At 54.1% G+C, this 15115-nt stretch carries 18 protein-coding genes; 14 read left to right on the forward strand and 4 right to left on the reverse strand.

Annotated features, from left to right (window positions below; translation table 11 throughout):
- Positions 1-49 precede the first annotated feature (49 nt).
- Positions 50-451, reverse strand: coding sequence for a secondary thiamine-phosphate synthase enzyme YjbQ (locus NSU01_RS06890; RefSeq protein WP_042134363.1), 402 nt, complete (start codon positions 449-451; stop codon positions 50-52).
- A 193-nt stretch (positions 452-644) separates the two neighbouring features.
- On the opposite strand from NSU01_RS06890, the gene cysT reads away from it, so the two are divergent.
- The 6 genes from cysT (at position 645) to NSU01_RS06920 (ending at position 6015) form a co-directional block, all read left to right on the forward strand.
- Positions 645-1460, forward strand: a complete 816-nt coding sequence (gene cysT / locus NSU01_RS06895; RefSeq protein WP_042134365.1) for a sulfate ABC transporter permease subunit CysT — start codon at positions 645-647, stop codon at positions 1458-1460.
- The gene (locus NSU01_RS06900) at positions 1457-2254 is read left to right on the forward strand and encodes a sulfate ABC transporter permease subunit (protein ID WP_042134367.1); all 798 of its coding nucleotides are present in this window, start codon (positions 1457-1459) and stop codon (positions 2252-2254) included. Before cysT ends, NSU01_RS06900 begins: the two co-directional genes overlap by 4 nt.
- Positions 2255-2256: 2 nt before the next feature.
- Positions 2257-3321, forward strand: a complete 1065-nt coding sequence (cysA, locus tag NSU01_RS06905; protein WP_076242390.1) for a sulfate ABC transporter ATP-binding protein — start codon at positions 2257-2259, stop codon at positions 3319-3321.
- A gap of 39 nt (positions 3322-3360) precedes the next feature.
- Complete coding sequence (locus NSU01_RS06910) at positions 3361-4428, forward strand: sulfate ABC transporter substrate-binding protein (protein WP_076242391.1); 1068 nt, start codon at positions 3361-3363, stop codon at positions 4426-4428.
- A gap of 44 nt (positions 4429-4472) precedes the next feature.
- Positions 4473-5102, forward strand: a complete 630-nt coding sequence (locus NSU01_RS06915) for a hypothetical protein (RefSeq protein ID WP_339302814.1) — start codon at positions 4473-4475, stop codon at positions 5100-5102.
- 130 nt (positions 5103-5232) lie between these two features.
- On the forward strand, positions 5233-6015 hold the full coding sequence (locus tag NSU01_RS06920) for an MBL fold metallo-hydrolase (RefSeq protein ID WP_076242393.1): 783 nt from the start codon (positions 5233-5235) through the stop codon (positions 6013-6015).
- Between the two features lie 97 nt (positions 6016-6112).
- On the opposite strand, the gene NSU01_RS06925 is transcribed toward NSU01_RS06920, so the two are convergent.
- Positions 6113-6433 carry a MazG-like protein gene (locus NSU01_RS06925; RefSeq protein WP_042134376.1) on the reverse strand — a complete coding sequence of 107 codons (321 nt, stop codon included), beginning with the start codon at positions 6431-6433 and terminating at the stop codon, positions 6113-6115.
- 334 nt (positions 6434-6767) lie between these two features.
- Between NSU01_RS06925 and NSU01_RS06930 the strand changes: the two genes are divergently transcribed.
- A complete protein-coding gene (locus NSU01_RS06930) occupies positions 6768-6977 on the forward strand; it encodes a hypothetical protein (RefSeq protein WP_042134378.1) in 210 nt (69 codons plus the stop codon).
- A 90-nt stretch (positions 6978-7067) separates the two neighbouring features.
- Positions 7068-7415: a VOC family protein gene (locus NSU01_RS06935; RefSeq protein ID WP_042134381.1), complete on the forward strand. Its 348-nt coding sequence runs from the start codon at positions 7068-7070 to the stop codon at positions 7413-7415.
- A gap of 148 nt (positions 7416-7563) precedes the next feature.
- On the opposite strand, the gene NSU01_RS06940 is transcribed toward NSU01_RS06935, so the two are convergent.
- Together NSU01_RS06940 and NSU01_RS06945 are read right to left on the reverse strand one after the other, a co-directional pair.
- Positions 7564-8334, reverse strand: a complete 771-nt coding sequence (locus tag NSU01_RS06940; protein ID WP_042134383.1) for an SDR family NAD(P)-dependent oxidoreductase — start codon at positions 8332-8334, stop codon at positions 7564-7566.
- 21 nt (positions 8335-8355) lie between these two features.
- Positions 8356-8811, reverse strand: a complete 456-nt coding sequence (locus NSU01_RS06945) for an S-ribosylhomocysteine lyase (protein ID WP_076242394.1) — start codon at positions 8809-8811, stop codon at positions 8356-8358.
- A 240-nt stretch (positions 8812-9051) separates the two neighbouring features.
- Here NSU01_RS06945 and NSU01_RS06950 point away from each other — a divergent pair, with 240 nt between their 5' ends.
- The 6 genes from NSU01_RS06950 (at position 9052) to NSU01_RS06975 (ending at position 15038) form a co-directional block, all read left to right on the forward strand.
- A complete protein-coding gene (locus NSU01_RS06950) occupies positions 9052-9909 on the forward strand; it encodes a MetQ/NlpA family ABC transporter substrate-binding protein (RefSeq protein ID WP_256703728.1) in 858 nt (285 codons plus the stop codon).
- 123 nt (positions 9910-10032) lie between these two features.
- Positions 10033-11247, forward strand: a complete 1215-nt coding sequence (locus tag NSU01_RS06955; protein WP_076242395.1) for an aminotransferase class I/II-fold pyridoxal phosphate-dependent enzyme — start codon at positions 10033-10035, stop codon at positions 11245-11247.
- The gene (locus tag NSU01_RS06960; protein WP_076242396.1) at positions 11240-12259 is read left to right on the forward strand and encodes a methionine ABC transporter ATP-binding protein; all 1020 of its coding nucleotides are present in this window, start codon (positions 11240-11242) and stop codon (positions 12257-12259) included. Before NSU01_RS06955 ends, NSU01_RS06960 begins: the two co-directional genes overlap by 8 nt.
- The gene (locus tag NSU01_RS06965; protein ID WP_039296489.1) at positions 12259-12918 is read left to right on the forward strand and encodes a methionine ABC transporter permease; all 660 of its coding nucleotides are present in this window, start codon (positions 12259-12261) and stop codon (positions 12916-12918) included. The genes NSU01_RS06960 and NSU01_RS06965 overlap by 1 nt, the downstream gene beginning before the upstream one ends.
- Positions 12919-13033: 115 nt before the next feature.
- Positions 13034-14311, forward strand: coding sequence for an iron-containing alcohol dehydrogenase family protein (locus NSU01_RS06970; protein WP_256703761.1), 1278 nt, complete (start codon positions 13034-13036; stop codon positions 14309-14311).
- A 4-nt stretch (positions 14312-14315) separates the two neighbouring features.
- On the forward strand, positions 14316-15038 hold the full coding sequence (locus NSU01_RS06975) for a 5'-methylthioadenosine/adenosylhomocysteine nucleosidase (protein WP_076242398.1): 723 nt from the start codon (positions 14316-14318) through the stop codon (positions 15036-15038).
- Positions 15039-15115 lie beyond the last annotated feature (77 nt).

The following is a 15115-nucleotide window of genomic DNA, read 5'->3' on the forward strand; positions in this document are numbered from 1 at the left end:
AGGAACCGGCGAAGCTGCTTTTCTATAAGCTTTTATACGGAATAACGGACTACCCCCCGATGATTTTCAGATAATACTGCCGGTGTCTTGGACCGTCGAACTCACAGAAATAGATCCCCTGCCAGCGGCCCAGCAGCAAGGCTCCATCATGAATAATAATGGTTTGGGAAGGGCCTGCTGTGATTGACTTCAGATGGGAAGCGGTATTGCCCTCGGCGTGGCGGTATTTCGGATGTTCCCACGGATAGACTTCATCCAGGCGCATCAGCACATCATGTTTCACATCCGGGTCGGCGTTCTCGTTAATCGCAATCCCCGCGGTGGTGTGCGGACAATACACTACAATAATTCCGCTTCGCACTGCGCTTTTCTTCACATAAGCTTGGACCTCGCGGGTGATATCCCGTAACTCATCCCGTTTGCTGGTGCTGATCTCCATAGTATGAAGCATAATGAACTCCCCTCTCTTACATAGGCAAAATGAATGTTATATACTTTAACCCAAAAGCTACGAAAGTAATTGACGGCAGCAAGCGGTCTTTGGTAAAGTAGTGATAACTTTAAACCAAGTATATTAATAGGAATAATTACAGCTTTAAAGACGAGTATACCGACCGGATAGCCGGAGGTGGGAGGCTTAACCATTGAATTCGTTGATTAGACACAAAGGCTGGACCTGGGGATTCCGTACAACTATTTTACTTTATTTTGTAGTGCTGATCGTGCTGCCGATACTCGGTGTCTATTACAATTCATTCTCGCTCGGTATTGGCAGTTTTGTCGAGAGTATTATGGATCCGATTGCCTGGAAGTCGGTTTTACTGACGCTTAAGCTGGCGGTTATCGCCACACTCATTAATGTGCTGCTGGGGACGATGATTGCCTGGGTGCTTATACGCTATAAGTTTCCCGGCAAAGCGCTGCTGAACAGCCTGGTTGATCTCCCGTTTGCCCTGCCTACTGCCGTTGGAGGCCTAATGATCCTTCTGCTGCTGGGTCCAGGGAGCCTAATCGGCGGTCTGGCGGAGTCGCTGGGGTTCGAGATTGTTTTTCACCAGCCGGCGATTGTGATTGCCATGGTCTTCGTCACTTTTCCCTTCGTGATCCGGGCGGTGCAGCCGCTGCTGGAGGAGCTGGACGCTTCTGAAGAAGAGGCGGCGTATACGATGGGGGCTAAGCCCAGCCGGGTCTTCCTGCAGGTCATTCTGCCGTCGATGTCACCGGGTATGATTGGCGGGGGGATGCTGGCCTTCTCCCGGGCGCTCGCTGAATTCGGAGCGGTTGTGCTGGTGGCGGGCAATATTCCGGGGCGGACGCTGGTGTCATCGGTATTTATTTTCGGCGAAGTTGAGAGTGATAATCCGGTGGGGGCCGCAGCGGTCTCGATTATTCTCCTGACCTTGTCCTTTCTTATTCTCTGGCTGATTAGTCTGCTGCAGATGCGGGGGAGAAGATCATGAGAAGACTCTGGATTACACTGACGTATCTCGTATTCTTCCTGCTGATTGCCGCGCCGCTGGGTAAAATGACGATCGGTGCCTTCAGCGAAGGCTGGGGCGGCTTCTGGAATGCCCTGACCCGGCCGGAGGCGCTGCACGCGCTGATGATGACCGGATTCGTGGTGGTCGTAGTTACGCTGCTGAATACGCTGTTTGGTATCATGATGGCTTTGTATCTGGTGCGGGCGAACTGGCTGGGACGGCGCCTGAAAAGCCTGCTGAACAGCATCGTTGACCTGCCTTATGCGGTATCGCCGGTGATCGGCGGTCTGATGATCGTCCTGCTGCTGGGGCCGGACAGTGCGCTGGGTGCGCTGTTTGAACAAATCGGAGTGAAGATTGTGTATGCTTTTCCCGGAATGGTCATTGCCACATTGTTCGTGACCTTCCCGCTGATGGTGCGTGAGGTGATGCCGGTGCTGCAGGAGATTGGCTCCCAGCAGGAGGAAGCGGCTTCGACGCTTGGTGCATATGGATGGACGACCTTCTGGAAAGTGACCTGGCCTTCGATCCGCTGGGCCGTGATCTATGGAGTGATTCTGACGGTGGCCCGTTCGCTTGGTGAATTCGGTGCGGTGCTCGTTGTGTCCGGCAATATTATGAACAAAACGCAGACTGCGACCACGCTGGTCTATCAGGATGTCGAGAATTTCAATGTTACGGCTGCGGGCGGTATAGCGCTGGTGCTGGCCGCGTTCTCCGCGGGTCTGCTGCTGTTGATGGAATGGAGCAAGAGAAGAAAGGGTGTGCACTAGTTATGCATGTAGAGGTCCGGGGACTGAATAAGCATTTTGGAGATTTCCACGCCGTGAAGGACGTCAATTTCGGGATTACCAAAGGTCATCTGATCGGGCTGCTCGGCCCAAGCGGAGGCGGCAAAACCTCCATCCTGCGCATGCTGGCGGGACTGGAGACACCGGACAGCGGGGAGATTATTTTCCATGGCAAAACTGTGAATAACTTGCCGCCCCAGGAGCGTGAGATCGGCTTCGTGTTCCAGAACTATGCGCTGTTCAAGCACATGACCGTGTTTGAGAATATTGCCTTCGGGCTGAAGGTGAAAAAGAGTTCGAAAAATGCCATCCATGACCGCGTGGCCGAGCTGGTGGAGCTTACCGGGCTGAAGGGCTTCGAGAAGCGGTATCCGCATCAGCTGTCAGGAGGTCAGCGCCAGCGTGTGGCTTTTGCCCGGGCGCTCGCGCCTGAGCCGCAGCTGCTGCTGCTGGATGAGCCGTTCGCGGCGATTGATGCCAAGATCCGCCAAGAGCTGCGCTCCTGGCTGCGGGAGCTGATTGAGCGTGTCGGCATAACCTCGATCTTCGTTACCCATGACCAGGATGAAGCGATTGAGGTGGCGGATGAGATTATGATCATCAACCAGGGCCGCCTGGAGCAAAAGGGTACGCCATGGGATATCTACAAGGAGCCGAAGACACCGTTCGTGGCGACCTTTATCGGGGAATCGACGCTGATTGAGAGTGCCTCCGAGCTGAAGGGGTTCAAAGGGGCAGGCGGCGGCAAACCGACCAAGGCACTGATCCGTCCCGAGTATATCGAGGTAGGCCACCTGCATGAATTCAAAATGGCTTCGGCCACCGAGCAGGGCATCGTGAAGCATCTGCATTTCCGCGGCAGCGAATGGCTGGTGGAGGTTGAGGTGAACGGTCATAAGCTGGTAACCTATCGCTCGTTGGAGAAGGAGACGCTGACTCCCGGGCAGAAAATTTCCGTGCTTGTGCACCGCGCCTACCTGTTCAATGATGAACACAGCTGGATTCAGGAGAACGGGCTGAAGGAAGATCCGATGCCTGTATTTATCTAGAAATATTTAAAAATATAAGATGTAGGATGTGTCGCCGGTATGAGGCTTTTCAGAAGGAGCAGACAACTGCACGGATGGCTGGCTGTCGTAATGCTGGCGGTGCTCACTTTGACCGCCGCCGGCTGCGGAAATGAGCAGAAAGGTTCAACAGCTGCTGCGGCGCAGCAGGGGGATTTGACCCTGGTAGTCGGGGCTTACAGTGTAGCGAAGGATGCGATGGGCGAAATTCTACCCTTGTTCGCGGAGGAATGGCAGGCCAAGACCGGCCAAAAAATCGTATTCCAGGAGTCCTATGAGGCTTCCGGAACCCAGGCGCGGGCGATTGCCGGCGGATTCGAGGCGGATGTCACTCTGCTGGCGATGGAAGGCGATGTTGAGAAGCTGGTCAAAGCGGGCCTAGTGGAGCAGAGCTGGAAGGAACGCGGCGAGGCTGGAATGGTCACGCGTTCGGTTGTGGCCTTGGGTACACGGGAAGGCAACCCCAAGAGCATTCATGATTTTGCCGATCTGGCGAAGCCGGGTGTGAAGGTGCTCTATCCGAATCCGAAGACGTCCGGCGGTGCGCAGTGGGACATCAATGCGATCTACGGGGCGGGTCTGAAGCTGTCTGAGGAGCAGGAGGGGGCGAAAGACCCTGCTGCCGCGAAAGCTTTTCTGGAGAGCATACACGCCAACGTGGAGTCTCTGGATAAAAGCGGACGCGCTTCGATGGCGGCCTTCGAATACGGGGTAGGCGATGTAATCGTCACTTATGAGAATGAGCTGCTGGCGCGGATAGCCCAAGGGGTGAAGTATGAGGTGATCATCCCGCAGAATACAATCCTGATCGAGAACCCCGCTGCAGTGGTGGACAAATATGCGGATGAGCATGGCACCCGCGAGGCATCAGAGGCGCTGGTGGATTATCTGACCACGCCGGAGGCGCAGGAGGTCTTCGCCAAATTCGGCTTCCGTCCGGTGAACGAGCAGGTCTATGCGGAGCATGAGAGCCAGTATCCGGTTCCAGCGGGACTGTTCGATATCAGCTACCTTGGCGGCTGGGAAGAAGTCCGTACGACCCTCTATTCCAAGCGTGGAATCTGGTATCAGGTGTTGGCCGGGATTTAGGCGGGGACTGGAGGATACAGTCTGACGGATGATGCTTAGAGGAAATGGAATTATTTGTGATTCACGCTTGCGGTGAGATGCGGGCGATTAGGAGAGCTGTTCAGCGGCGGATGCTGCCGGACGGCTCTTTGTTTTTGTATAGGAATCCCTCTGAATCCGCCGAAAGTGGGCGGTATGAGGAAATTAAAGGGATAAATCCCTCTGAATCCGCCGAAAGTGGGCGGTATGAGGAAATTAAAGGGATAAATCCCTCTGATTCCGCTGAAAGTGGACGGTATGAGGAAATTAAAGGGATAAATCCCTCTGATTCCGCTGGAAGTGGACGGTATGAGGAAATTAAAGGGATAAATCCCTCTGATTCCGCTGGAAGTGGACGGTATGAGGAAATTAAAGGGATAAATCCCTCTGATTCCGCTGGAAGTGGACGGTATGGGGAAATTAAAGGGATAAATCCCTCTGATTCTGTTGAAAGTGGGCGGTATGGGGAAATTAAAGGGATAAATCCCTCTGATTCTGTTGAAAGTGGGCGGTATGAGGAAATTAAAGGGATAAATCCCTCTGAATCCACCAAAAGTGGGCAGCAGGAGGAAATGAGGGGCAAAAGTGCCCCTGAATCCGCCGAAAGTAGGCGGCCTATAATCTACATAAGCTGCACAGGCTGCATAAGCCGATGAGTTTGTTCGTCTTCGTGTTGCGGGCGGGGGAGCGGCGGGAATCGGGATGCAGGATGCAAAGGGACGGCTGCTGTTTTATAATATACAGATTGAGATACTCTGAAATAGCACAATGAAGGAGGGCGGGCTTATGGATACATTGATTTTTGGGGGAACAGGGGATGCCATGGGCGTACCCCGGGTCTATTGCGACTGTGAAACCTGCACGGAAGCAAGAACGAGCGGCCGTAATAACCGGCTGCGTTCTTCTGTCTTTATAGATAACGGCAGCGGCTTTCTGACGATTGACTGCGGACCAGACTGGCGCAAGCAGATGGAGCTGCTGGGGCACCGCAGCATGCAGCGGTTGCTGGTGACGCATGCTCACTTTGACCATATCGGCGGATTGCCGGAATGGGCGGACAGCTGCCGCTGGATGGGCTTCAGGGGGGAGCTCTACGCTCCGGCGGAGGTGATTCCCGTGATCCTGCGCCAATACCCGTGGCTAAGTGCTCATATCGACATGATTCCCTGCGATGACGGCATTACACTGGACGGCTGGCAGATCAGCACGTGGCGGGTCAACCATGGCAAGAACGGCTACTCTTACGCCTTCCGGCTGGAGAAAGAAGGTTATGTCTGGGTCTACTGTCCGGACTCCATCTCCCTCACACCGGAGGAAACGAAGCATATGCACGGAGCAGACTTATTGGTGCTGGGAACCAGCTTTTATTACGAGGCGGCAGAATTGTCCACCCGTTCTGTATATGACATGACGGAGGCGGCAGACCTGCTTGAAATTGTGCAGCCGCGCCGCGCGGTATATACGCATATGTCCCATGATGTGAATCTGGAGAAGGATTATATTCTGCCGGAGAAGGTCACCCTTGCCGTTACCGGGATGAGGGTTCGGCTGTATCGTGAGGAGTCTTGAAGCGCCGGATCAGCGGGTGACTTCAGCATGAACGATCCGTGTATATACAAACAAAGAAGCTCCGGATCTCCCGGAGCTTCTTAACATGCAACCCTAATTATTCTTGCCCAAGCAGCTTCTCTGTTTTGGATAAGAAGGTATCCAGTGCTGCAGCGAAGTCAATATTCATCCGTTCAGCCAAAACCATCAGCCACCACGCACATTCGCCAAGCTTATGCTCCAGTTCAGCTGCAGTATCCCCTTGAGCCAGCCAGCGCCCCTGCTGTGACATGGTCAGACGGCCCACCAATCCGGCATCTGTCAGGAATGCCAGTGCATCCTCTTCGACTGTCCACTCCTTATCATGATGCTGCCGTTCCAATTGATGATAGAGCTGTCTGATTTGAGCGGAACGTAATGCCGCCTCGTTAATATTCATATCTATTGCACTTCTCCCCTATGGCAAGTTAGTATATCGCCTGCCCAATATAGCACGCCTAATTAGACGGCATTATGTCATATTAGAATATGACTCCTGCTTAATATGACATAATGTAGTCCTGTTACAGGGCGTATAGTGGACTTGTGAACTTGGCCGGTAGCCGGGCTGGCAGCGAAGATGACGGACAGGAGTGAGTATACTAATGAGTCAAAATGAACCATCAATACCACAGGTTATTATTGATTATATGGATGCTTCCAATGCACACGACGTCGAGGCCTACATGAATACGTTAACGGCAGATCTGCTGTAAGCGCGGGTGAACATATACATGACAACACTGCAGCATGATTTTGAGCTGGATAATGCAATTTTTTTCGGCAGCTATGTTCTGGTTATAACAGAGGGGAAGATGACTGGCGGAGGGCGTGTGAACGGGTATGATGAGAATGAGGTAGTGGTGGGAGGACGGCAGCATTCGCGGCGCACCTCAACGTTCATTCTTACGCAGCCTCCGCAAATTCAGATAGACTTTATTTAATGCTTAGTCAGAAGGAACTCCGCTTCAGAACTCGAATATCTAACGTAATCGGCTAGCTGACAATGTGATGATGGAGAGGAGTCGGATGCGATGATAAAAGGTTTCGGAGGAATATTCTGGAGAACTACTAATCTTGAGTCTGTAAAAAAATGGTATAGTGATGTGCTGAAGCTTGAAATCAACAACTGGAATGGGACTGTGATTAATCCCCAATCCGGGGATGAGACGATCTTTTCGTTCTTTGCGGAGGATGACAGTTATTTTCCAACCGACCAACAGGTGATGCTGAATTTCCAGGTGTATGATATAAACGAGACTATTCAGCACTTCGAAACAATAGGCGTACCGCTTGCCAAGGAACAAGAGAGCAGCGAATACGGCAAGTTTGTGTGGATTAAAGATCCTGACGGGCGGCTGATTGAGCTTTGGGAGAAATAGAAGGTAGAAATTCAATTTCATACGGCGAATCTGTTAAAAAGGGACTTCACCCGGCGGCGCCTGCCGCAGGTGAAGTCCTTTTATTGTAATAATAAATTTGAAAAGTTATCAGGGTCCATGAGAGGCCCCGCTTTATGGGGGGATTGCGTTAGTTCATCGTCATGCCGCCGGTGACATTGATTGCCTGGCCGGTCATGTAGGAGGCGAGCGGGCTGGCGAGGAACAGCACTACGTTCGCTACATCCTCCGGCTCAGCCGTCCGGCCGAGCGGGACCTGCGAACGGTCCTCGGCGAGAATATCCTCCGGTGTCATTCCGCGCAGGGCAGCACCTTCCACACGCTCGCGCTTCTTCATGTCCGTCTCGACGATCCCCGGGCAGACCGCGTTCACGAGAATCTGCTCCCGGGCCAGCTCCAGCGCCATGACCTTGGTGAAACCAAGGACCGCATGCTTGGAGGCTACATAATTGCCCATGCAGCGGTAGCCGTTCTTGCCCGCCTGTGAGGCAATATTGATGATCCGGCCGCCGCCGCCCTGGCGGAGCATCTGGCGCGCCCCGGCCTGGGAGACCAGATATACGCCCTTGGCGTTGATATCCATTACCTTATCCCAGTCTTCCTCCTTGATGTCAACGGCAAAGTCCATCGTCGATGTCCCGCTGTTGTTCACCAGGAAGTCGATCCGGCCAAAAGAATCCACCGCACATTCAACCAGCCGCGCGGCATCCTCACTTGACGTGACATCGATGCGGATCTGCACCAGCCGCTCATGGATCTGTTCCACGCCAGGCTTACAGGCGATATCGCCAATCACGACATTCGCACCAGCCTGCAGGAATAAATCGGCAATGCCTTTGCCGATTCCGGTCAGCCCCCCGGTGACTACCAGCGTTTTTCCAGTAAAATCGATGTTCAGCATGGCAGCAGGCTTCCTCTCATTCTAGCTTCTGAAGGGATCATCGCTGATTCCGGCATCCAGGACCTGTCTGGCGTACTCTTGGGCGCTGAATAGGGAATGGTCTCTATAGTTGCCGCATTCCAGTGCAGAGACCGCAGGAACAACCTCTGTATCCAGTACTTTATGCAGAACCTTGGTCAGCGCGGTAGCAACATCGGCAGGGTTATGCTCATCCCAGATAATCAGATAAAAGCCGGTCCGGCAGCCCATCGGGGAGATATCAATAATGCCCTCCAGCTCATCACGCAAATAAGTGGCCAGCAAATGCTCCAGGGTGTGGACAGCGGCAGTAGGCAATGCATCCGCATTCGGCTGCAGGAAGCGCAAATCATATTTCTGGATGGTGCTGCCTTTCTCATTCTTCTCCGTACCTGCAACCCGCACATAAGGGGCCTTTACCTTCGTATGATCCAATTGGAAACTTTCAACCTTCGCCATGTTATTCCTCTTCCTTTCAAGCTTTTCATATCAAACTATCACAACGTATAAAAGATGTAAATAGACAAAGCCGATTAATCCAATCATCTTAATTAAAATGTGTTGACATGAATATTAATGCATTGTAACATATGAATCAACTTAATTCTGATGCTTTTACTAGGTTTAATTGTCGGTTGTTGTTGCCGGATCGTCTGGCTTGGGTTTCTGCAGAAATATCTACATTGGGGGAGAAATTACATGTTGAAGAAAAAATGGATTCATTCCGCGCTGTTAGTCATTGCCACCACTTTGGTTATCGCAGGCTGCGGTAATAACAGTGAAGCTTCCGGTTCAGGCAGTAATTCCTCCGGACAAGAGAAGAAGACGCTGCGCATCAGCTTCAATCCCGGACCTTACAGTGACCAGTTCAAGAACGGTGTTGCACCCTACCTGGAGAGCAAGGGCTACACCATTACTTATAAAGAATTCACCGATGGTATCCAGCCCAATGTTGCCGTAGCGAATGACGAGATTGACGCCAACGTGTTCCAGCATTCGCTGTACCTCGAATCTATCAATGAGCGTGAGAAAATCGACCTGGTAGGTGTGGTGAAGGTGCCTACTCCGCCGATGGGCCTCTATTCCAAAAAACACACCAGCCTGGATGAAGTCAGCGACGGCGATCAGGTCAACCTGCCGAACGAACCGGTGAATATGCTCCGCGCGCTTAACGTCCTGAAGGATGTGGGCTGGATTACACTGAAGGAGGATATTGATCCGCTGCAGACTTCACTGGCAGATATTACATCCAATCCCCACAATCTGAAGTTCATCGCCACTGAGCCGGCCCAGGGCCCGCGCGCACTGGAGGATGTGGATTACGCTGCTATTCAGGGGAACTTCGCCGTCTCCAATAATATTAAGCTGACCACGGCATTGCAGCTGGAGAAAATGACGGACCCGTTCACGAATATCGTGGCGGTCGACAGCAAGAACAAGGATGCCCAATTTGTCAAAGATATTATCGAAGGCTACCATTCTGCTGAGTTCCAGGAGTACATCACGTCGAATCCGGATTATGAAGGCTACAAGCTGCCGGACTACTTTACGAAATAACAAACCATTATAGCGCTGCCTGGTGATCTGTCATTTCCCTGTCTGGGAGAAGTGGCAGATCGCCTTTGTATATTCCAGCCTGAAGCTTGAAGTCTCAGAGATCTTGTGAAGAGGTGTAAGTGTATGGATTTTGAACCCGCTAATGTTGTAAAAGAGTTGTCCGGGAATTACTTTAACGCGCTGAAAGCCAGAATCGCCGATTACCGCAGCAAAGGGATAGACGTGATCGATCTGGCCAGCGGCAACCCGGATCAGCCCACGCCGCAGCCTATAATTGATGCCCTGAAAGCGGCAATCGACAAACCGGAGAATCAGGGCTACCCGCCGTTTTACGGTAAAAAAAGCACACTTGAAGCCATCGCCGTCTTCTATAAAAGGGAGTATGGCGTTGAGCTTGACCCGGAGCATGAGATCGCTGTGTTCACTGGCTCGGGCATTGGGGTGGTCGGCATTCCTCAGAGTCTGCTGAATCCGGGGGATCTGATGCTTACCGCCGATCCGGCTTATCCGGCCTATCATGCCGCTGCCCAGCTGGCGGGAGCCCGGGTTCATACCCTTCCTGTCTATGAAGAGGACGGCTACCTGCCGGATTACGGGCGTGTTCCTGAAGAGATCCTCCGGCAGGTGAAGCTGCTGATGCTGAACTATCCCAATAATCCGACCGGGGCGGTGGCTACGAGGGAATTCTGGGAACGGACGCTGGAGCTTGCCGCCCGCTATAAGTTCCCGGTGCTGAATGATTTTGCCTATGGCGCGTTCGGCTTCGACGGCCACAAGCCGCTTAGCCTGCTTCAGCATGCGGACGGCAAAGCCTATGGAATTGAAACCTATACTGTGTCCAAAACCTACAACATGGCAGGCTGGAGGTTCGGCTTCGCCGCCGGCAACGCTTCGATCATTGCTGCCTTGAAGCATTATCATACGCAGGCGTACAGCACCGTGTTCGGTGCAGTGCAGGATGCGGCAGCGGCGGCTCTGCTCGGACCGCAGGATGCGGTGAGGCGGCTGGGAAGCCTGTATCAGCGGCGGCGCGATGTGCTGGTAGAGAGACTTCGGGGCATCGGCTGGGAGGTTCCGGCTCCGCAGGGCACCTTCTTCGCGTGGTTCAAAGTGCCTTCAGGCTATACAGCGGAAACCTTCGCCCAGCGGCTGCTGGATGAAGCGCAGGTGGCTGTGGCGCAGGGGGAAGGCTTCGGAGAACAAGGACGGCAGTATGTGCGGCTTAGCCTGGTGAACAGCGAGGACAGGCTGAACGAAGCGGTAGACCGGATAGAAGCGGCAGGTATTTTCAAGCAGACGGTGGTCACGAACCTGAGGGGGGCAGCTCAGCATGATTGAGCTAAGAGATATTTATAAGACGTTTGAACGGAAGGGCCAATCCATTGAAGCTTTGCGCGGGGTAAGCCTGCATGTGGACAAGGGTGATATTTACGGGGTTATCGGCTACAGCGGTGCAGGTAAAAGCACCCTGATCCGGCTGGTCAACTATCTGGAGCGGCCGACAGGCGGAGAGGTGCTCGTGGAAGGTGAGCCGCTGGCGGAGTACAATCCGGCGCAGCTGCGCGCGGCCAAGAAGAAGATCGGCATGATTTTTCAGCATTTCAACCTGCTGGAATCTAAGACCGTATTCGACAATATCGCGATTCCGCTGGTGCTGCTGAAACGCAGCAAAAAGGAGATTCAGGACCGGGTCACCGAGCTGCTGAAATTCACCGGGCTGGAGGATAAGGCGAAGAGTTATCCCAAGGAGCTGTCCGGCGGCCAGAAGCAGCGGGTGGGCATTGCCCGGGCGCTGGCTACCAATCCGTCGATCCTGCTATGTGATGAAGCGACCTCGGCACTTGATCCGCAGACGACCAAATCTATTCTGGAGCTGCTCAAAAAAATAAATAAAGAGTACAACATCACCATCATGATCATTACGCATGAAATGGCTGTCATCCAGCAGATCTGCAACAAGGTTGCCGTGATGGAGCAGGGGGAGATCATCGAGCAGGGCAAGGTGCTGGATGTGTTCGGCAGTCCGCATCACCCCACTACGCAGAGCTTCGTGCAGACGGTTATTCATAACAGTGTGCCGCAAAGTGTGCTGAACACGCTGAAGGCCGAACCTGGGCGGCGGCTGTTCCGGCTGAAGTTCGTTGGAGGCACAGCCTCGGAGCCGATTATCAACAGCCTGATCCGCAGATTCGAAGTCAATGCGAATATTCTGTTCGCCAACATGACGGAAATCCAGCAGACAACGCTGGGGACAATGATTCTGCAGCTGAACGGCGAGCATACAGTGATCGATCAGGCGGCGGCTTTTATCGTCAGCCAGGGTGTGGACATTCAGGAGGTGGAGGTTTAATGCTGGATACAGTGATTACCTCGGAGCAGCTGTTTCAGGCACTGAGGGAAACGGTGGTTATGGTTGGGGTTTCGTTGTTTTTTGGAGCGCTGCTGGGGATTCCTATCGGCATCATCCTTGTTATTACACGTCCGGGCGGTGTTCTGCCTAACAGAATTATCTATTCGGTGCTTAATCCGATCATTAATATTGTCCGTTCTCTGCCATTCATCATTCTGCTCGTAGCGATTATTCCCTTCACGCGGCTGCTTGTGCACACCTCGATTGGTACCAGCGCCGCGATTGTACCGCTTGTTGTATACATAGCGCCTTATATTGGACGCCTGGTCGAGAACTCTCTGCTTGAGGTTAGCCCGGGGATTCTGGAGGCTGCGGAAGCGATGGGAGCGACTACGTTTCAGGTGATCTGGCATTTCCTGCTGCCGGAGGCGTTCGGGTCGCTAATCCTGACGATGACCACGGCGATGATCGGACTCGTCGGGGCCACAGCAATGGCGGGAACGGTCGGGGGCGGCGGAATTGGTGATTTGGCGATCTCGTATGGCTACCAGCGGTTCGACACCTTCGTCATGATCGTTACCGTAGCCATTCTGATTATCTTCGTTCAGGGTATTCAGTCTGCAGGGAACCGGCTGGCTCGTAAGGCGCGGCGGGACTAGGAATGAGGCTGAGGCTGAGCGTAGGCTTACAAAACTTAAGCGGATGCTTCCGAAGCAAGTTTTGTATGAAGGTGATTCAAGAAGCGTAGGCTTACAAAACTTTGAAGGAGGGTCCATTATGGCGGAACGTCTTATCGTGCGCGCGGCACCGCAGGAATTCGTCTGCCGGGAGGGCAGCTGGAATGACCTGGAGGAGCATCTGCGCAGACGGGGAATTGAGCGGGTACTGGTGGTGCGCGGTGTGAAGTCCTGGGCGGCGGCCGGGCGGTATTGGCCGCAGCTTGACGGAACGGAGATCCATTATCATGTCTACGGCGGTGAATGCACCTACGGGGAGCGTGATGCCATAGCCGGTTATGCGGTAGAGCATCAGCTGCAGGCGATTATTGCCGTAGGCGGCGGGAAGATCACGGATGTGGTCAAATCTGCTGCAGCCAAGCTGAATCTGCCGGCAGTTATTCTGCCGACGCTGGCCGCTACCTGCGCCGCCTGGTCCTCGCTGAGCGTGATGTACGACAGTCAAGGGGCTTATGTCCGCTTCGATGTGTTCCCGCGCAGCAACGCGCTGGTGCTGCTCGATCCGGCTGTCATCGCCGCTTCACCGCCAGAGCTGCTGGCAGCCGGCATTGGCGATACGCTGGCCAAATGGTATGAGGCTGACGCCATCATCCGCCATCTGCCTGCGCCTCCGGTTGAAGTGGAGCTGGCCTGGTTCACGGCGCGCAAATGCCGTGATCACCTGCTGGAGTACAGCGCAGCAGCGCTCGCGGCCGTTTCGGCGGGAGTGCTGGATGATGCGTTGACCCGGACGGTAGAAACGATCATCATGGTGGGCGGTCTGGTCGGCGGCTTCGGTGAAGATTATGGCCGAACTGCCGGTGCGCACTCCGTCCATGATGCGCTTACGGCTATCCCGGAGGCCCACAGCCTGCTGCATGGCAGCAAGGTGGCTTACGGTGTGCTGGTTCAGCTTGCGCTGGAAGAGAACTTCGCGGAGATAGAAGAACTGCTACCGTTCTACCGGCAGATCGGCCTGCCAGCCAGTCTGGCGGATATGGGGCTGGACTTCCTGACTCCGGGCGATCTGCTGGAGCTGGGAGAACGGGCGGCGGTGCCGGAGGCCTCCATTCACAGGATGCACGGCGTGATTACTGCCGCGCGGATTGCGGATGCGGCGGCTGAACTGGAGCGGTTCGTTGGCAGCTGGCGCCGGGATTCCGCCGGAGGACCGGGACGGGCGTTAGGTACCGGTGAAGTGGCACAGACAAACGATACTGCAGGAGCAGGGTATGTGGACGAAGCTGGCTGGAAAGTGGACACGGACGATAGCTATCAAAGAGGGCAGACGGCGTCCGGTGTGCGTCAACAAAATATCATGGTCAGGGGGCAGTAACATCATGAGTATTGCGATTATCGGCGCAATGGAAGAGGAAGTAGCGCTCTTGCTGTCACGGATGACGGAGGTGCGCAGCCTGAAGGCAGGCGTGGGAAGAATTCATTCCGGCAGGCTGAACGGGCTGGATGTGGTTCTGCTGCAGTCCGGCATCGGCAAAGTGAATGCGGCAGTAACTACAACGCTGCTGCTGGAGCGGTTCCACTGTGAGCTCATCATTAATACCGGTGCTGCCGGTGGCTTGGCTCCGGAGCTTAGGGTTGGCGATGTGGTCATCGCCGAGGAACTGATCTACAGCGATGTGGACGCAACAGCATTCAGCTATGCCTATGGGCAGGTGCCGCAGATGCCGGACCGTTATCCGGTCGCGGGCGATCTGCTGGCTGCGGCGAAGCAGGTGATTGCCCGCACTTCCAGGGCGGAGGCAGTCGTCACCGGACTGATTACTACGGCGGATTCGTTCATCAGCCGACCGGAGCGGGCCGATGAGATCCGCAGCCGCTTCCCTGCAGCTAAGGCTACAGATATGGAAGGTGCAGCGATTGCGCAAACCGCCTACCAATTCGGTGTGCCGTTCCTTGCTGTCCGTGCGATCTCCGACATAGCCGGATCAGAAGCGGCCGGATTATTCAAGTCGCATCTGGAGCTCGCCGCCACCAACTCGGCGGAGATCGTTACGGAGATTCTGGCACTGTATACAGCGGCGGAGACTCGTGGCGCTAAGTGAGTGCCTGATAGGTGACTAAATACTAAGTGACTAAATACTAAGTGACTAAATACTAAGTGGACAGACCATTAACAGTG

Source organism: Paenibacillus sp. FSL H8-0259 (genome assembly GCF_037963255.1).
In the GTDB taxonomy this organism is placed as follows: domain Bacteria; phylum Bacillota; class Bacilli; order Paenibacillales; family Paenibacillaceae; genus Paenibacillus_AQ; species Paenibacillus_AQ phytohabitans.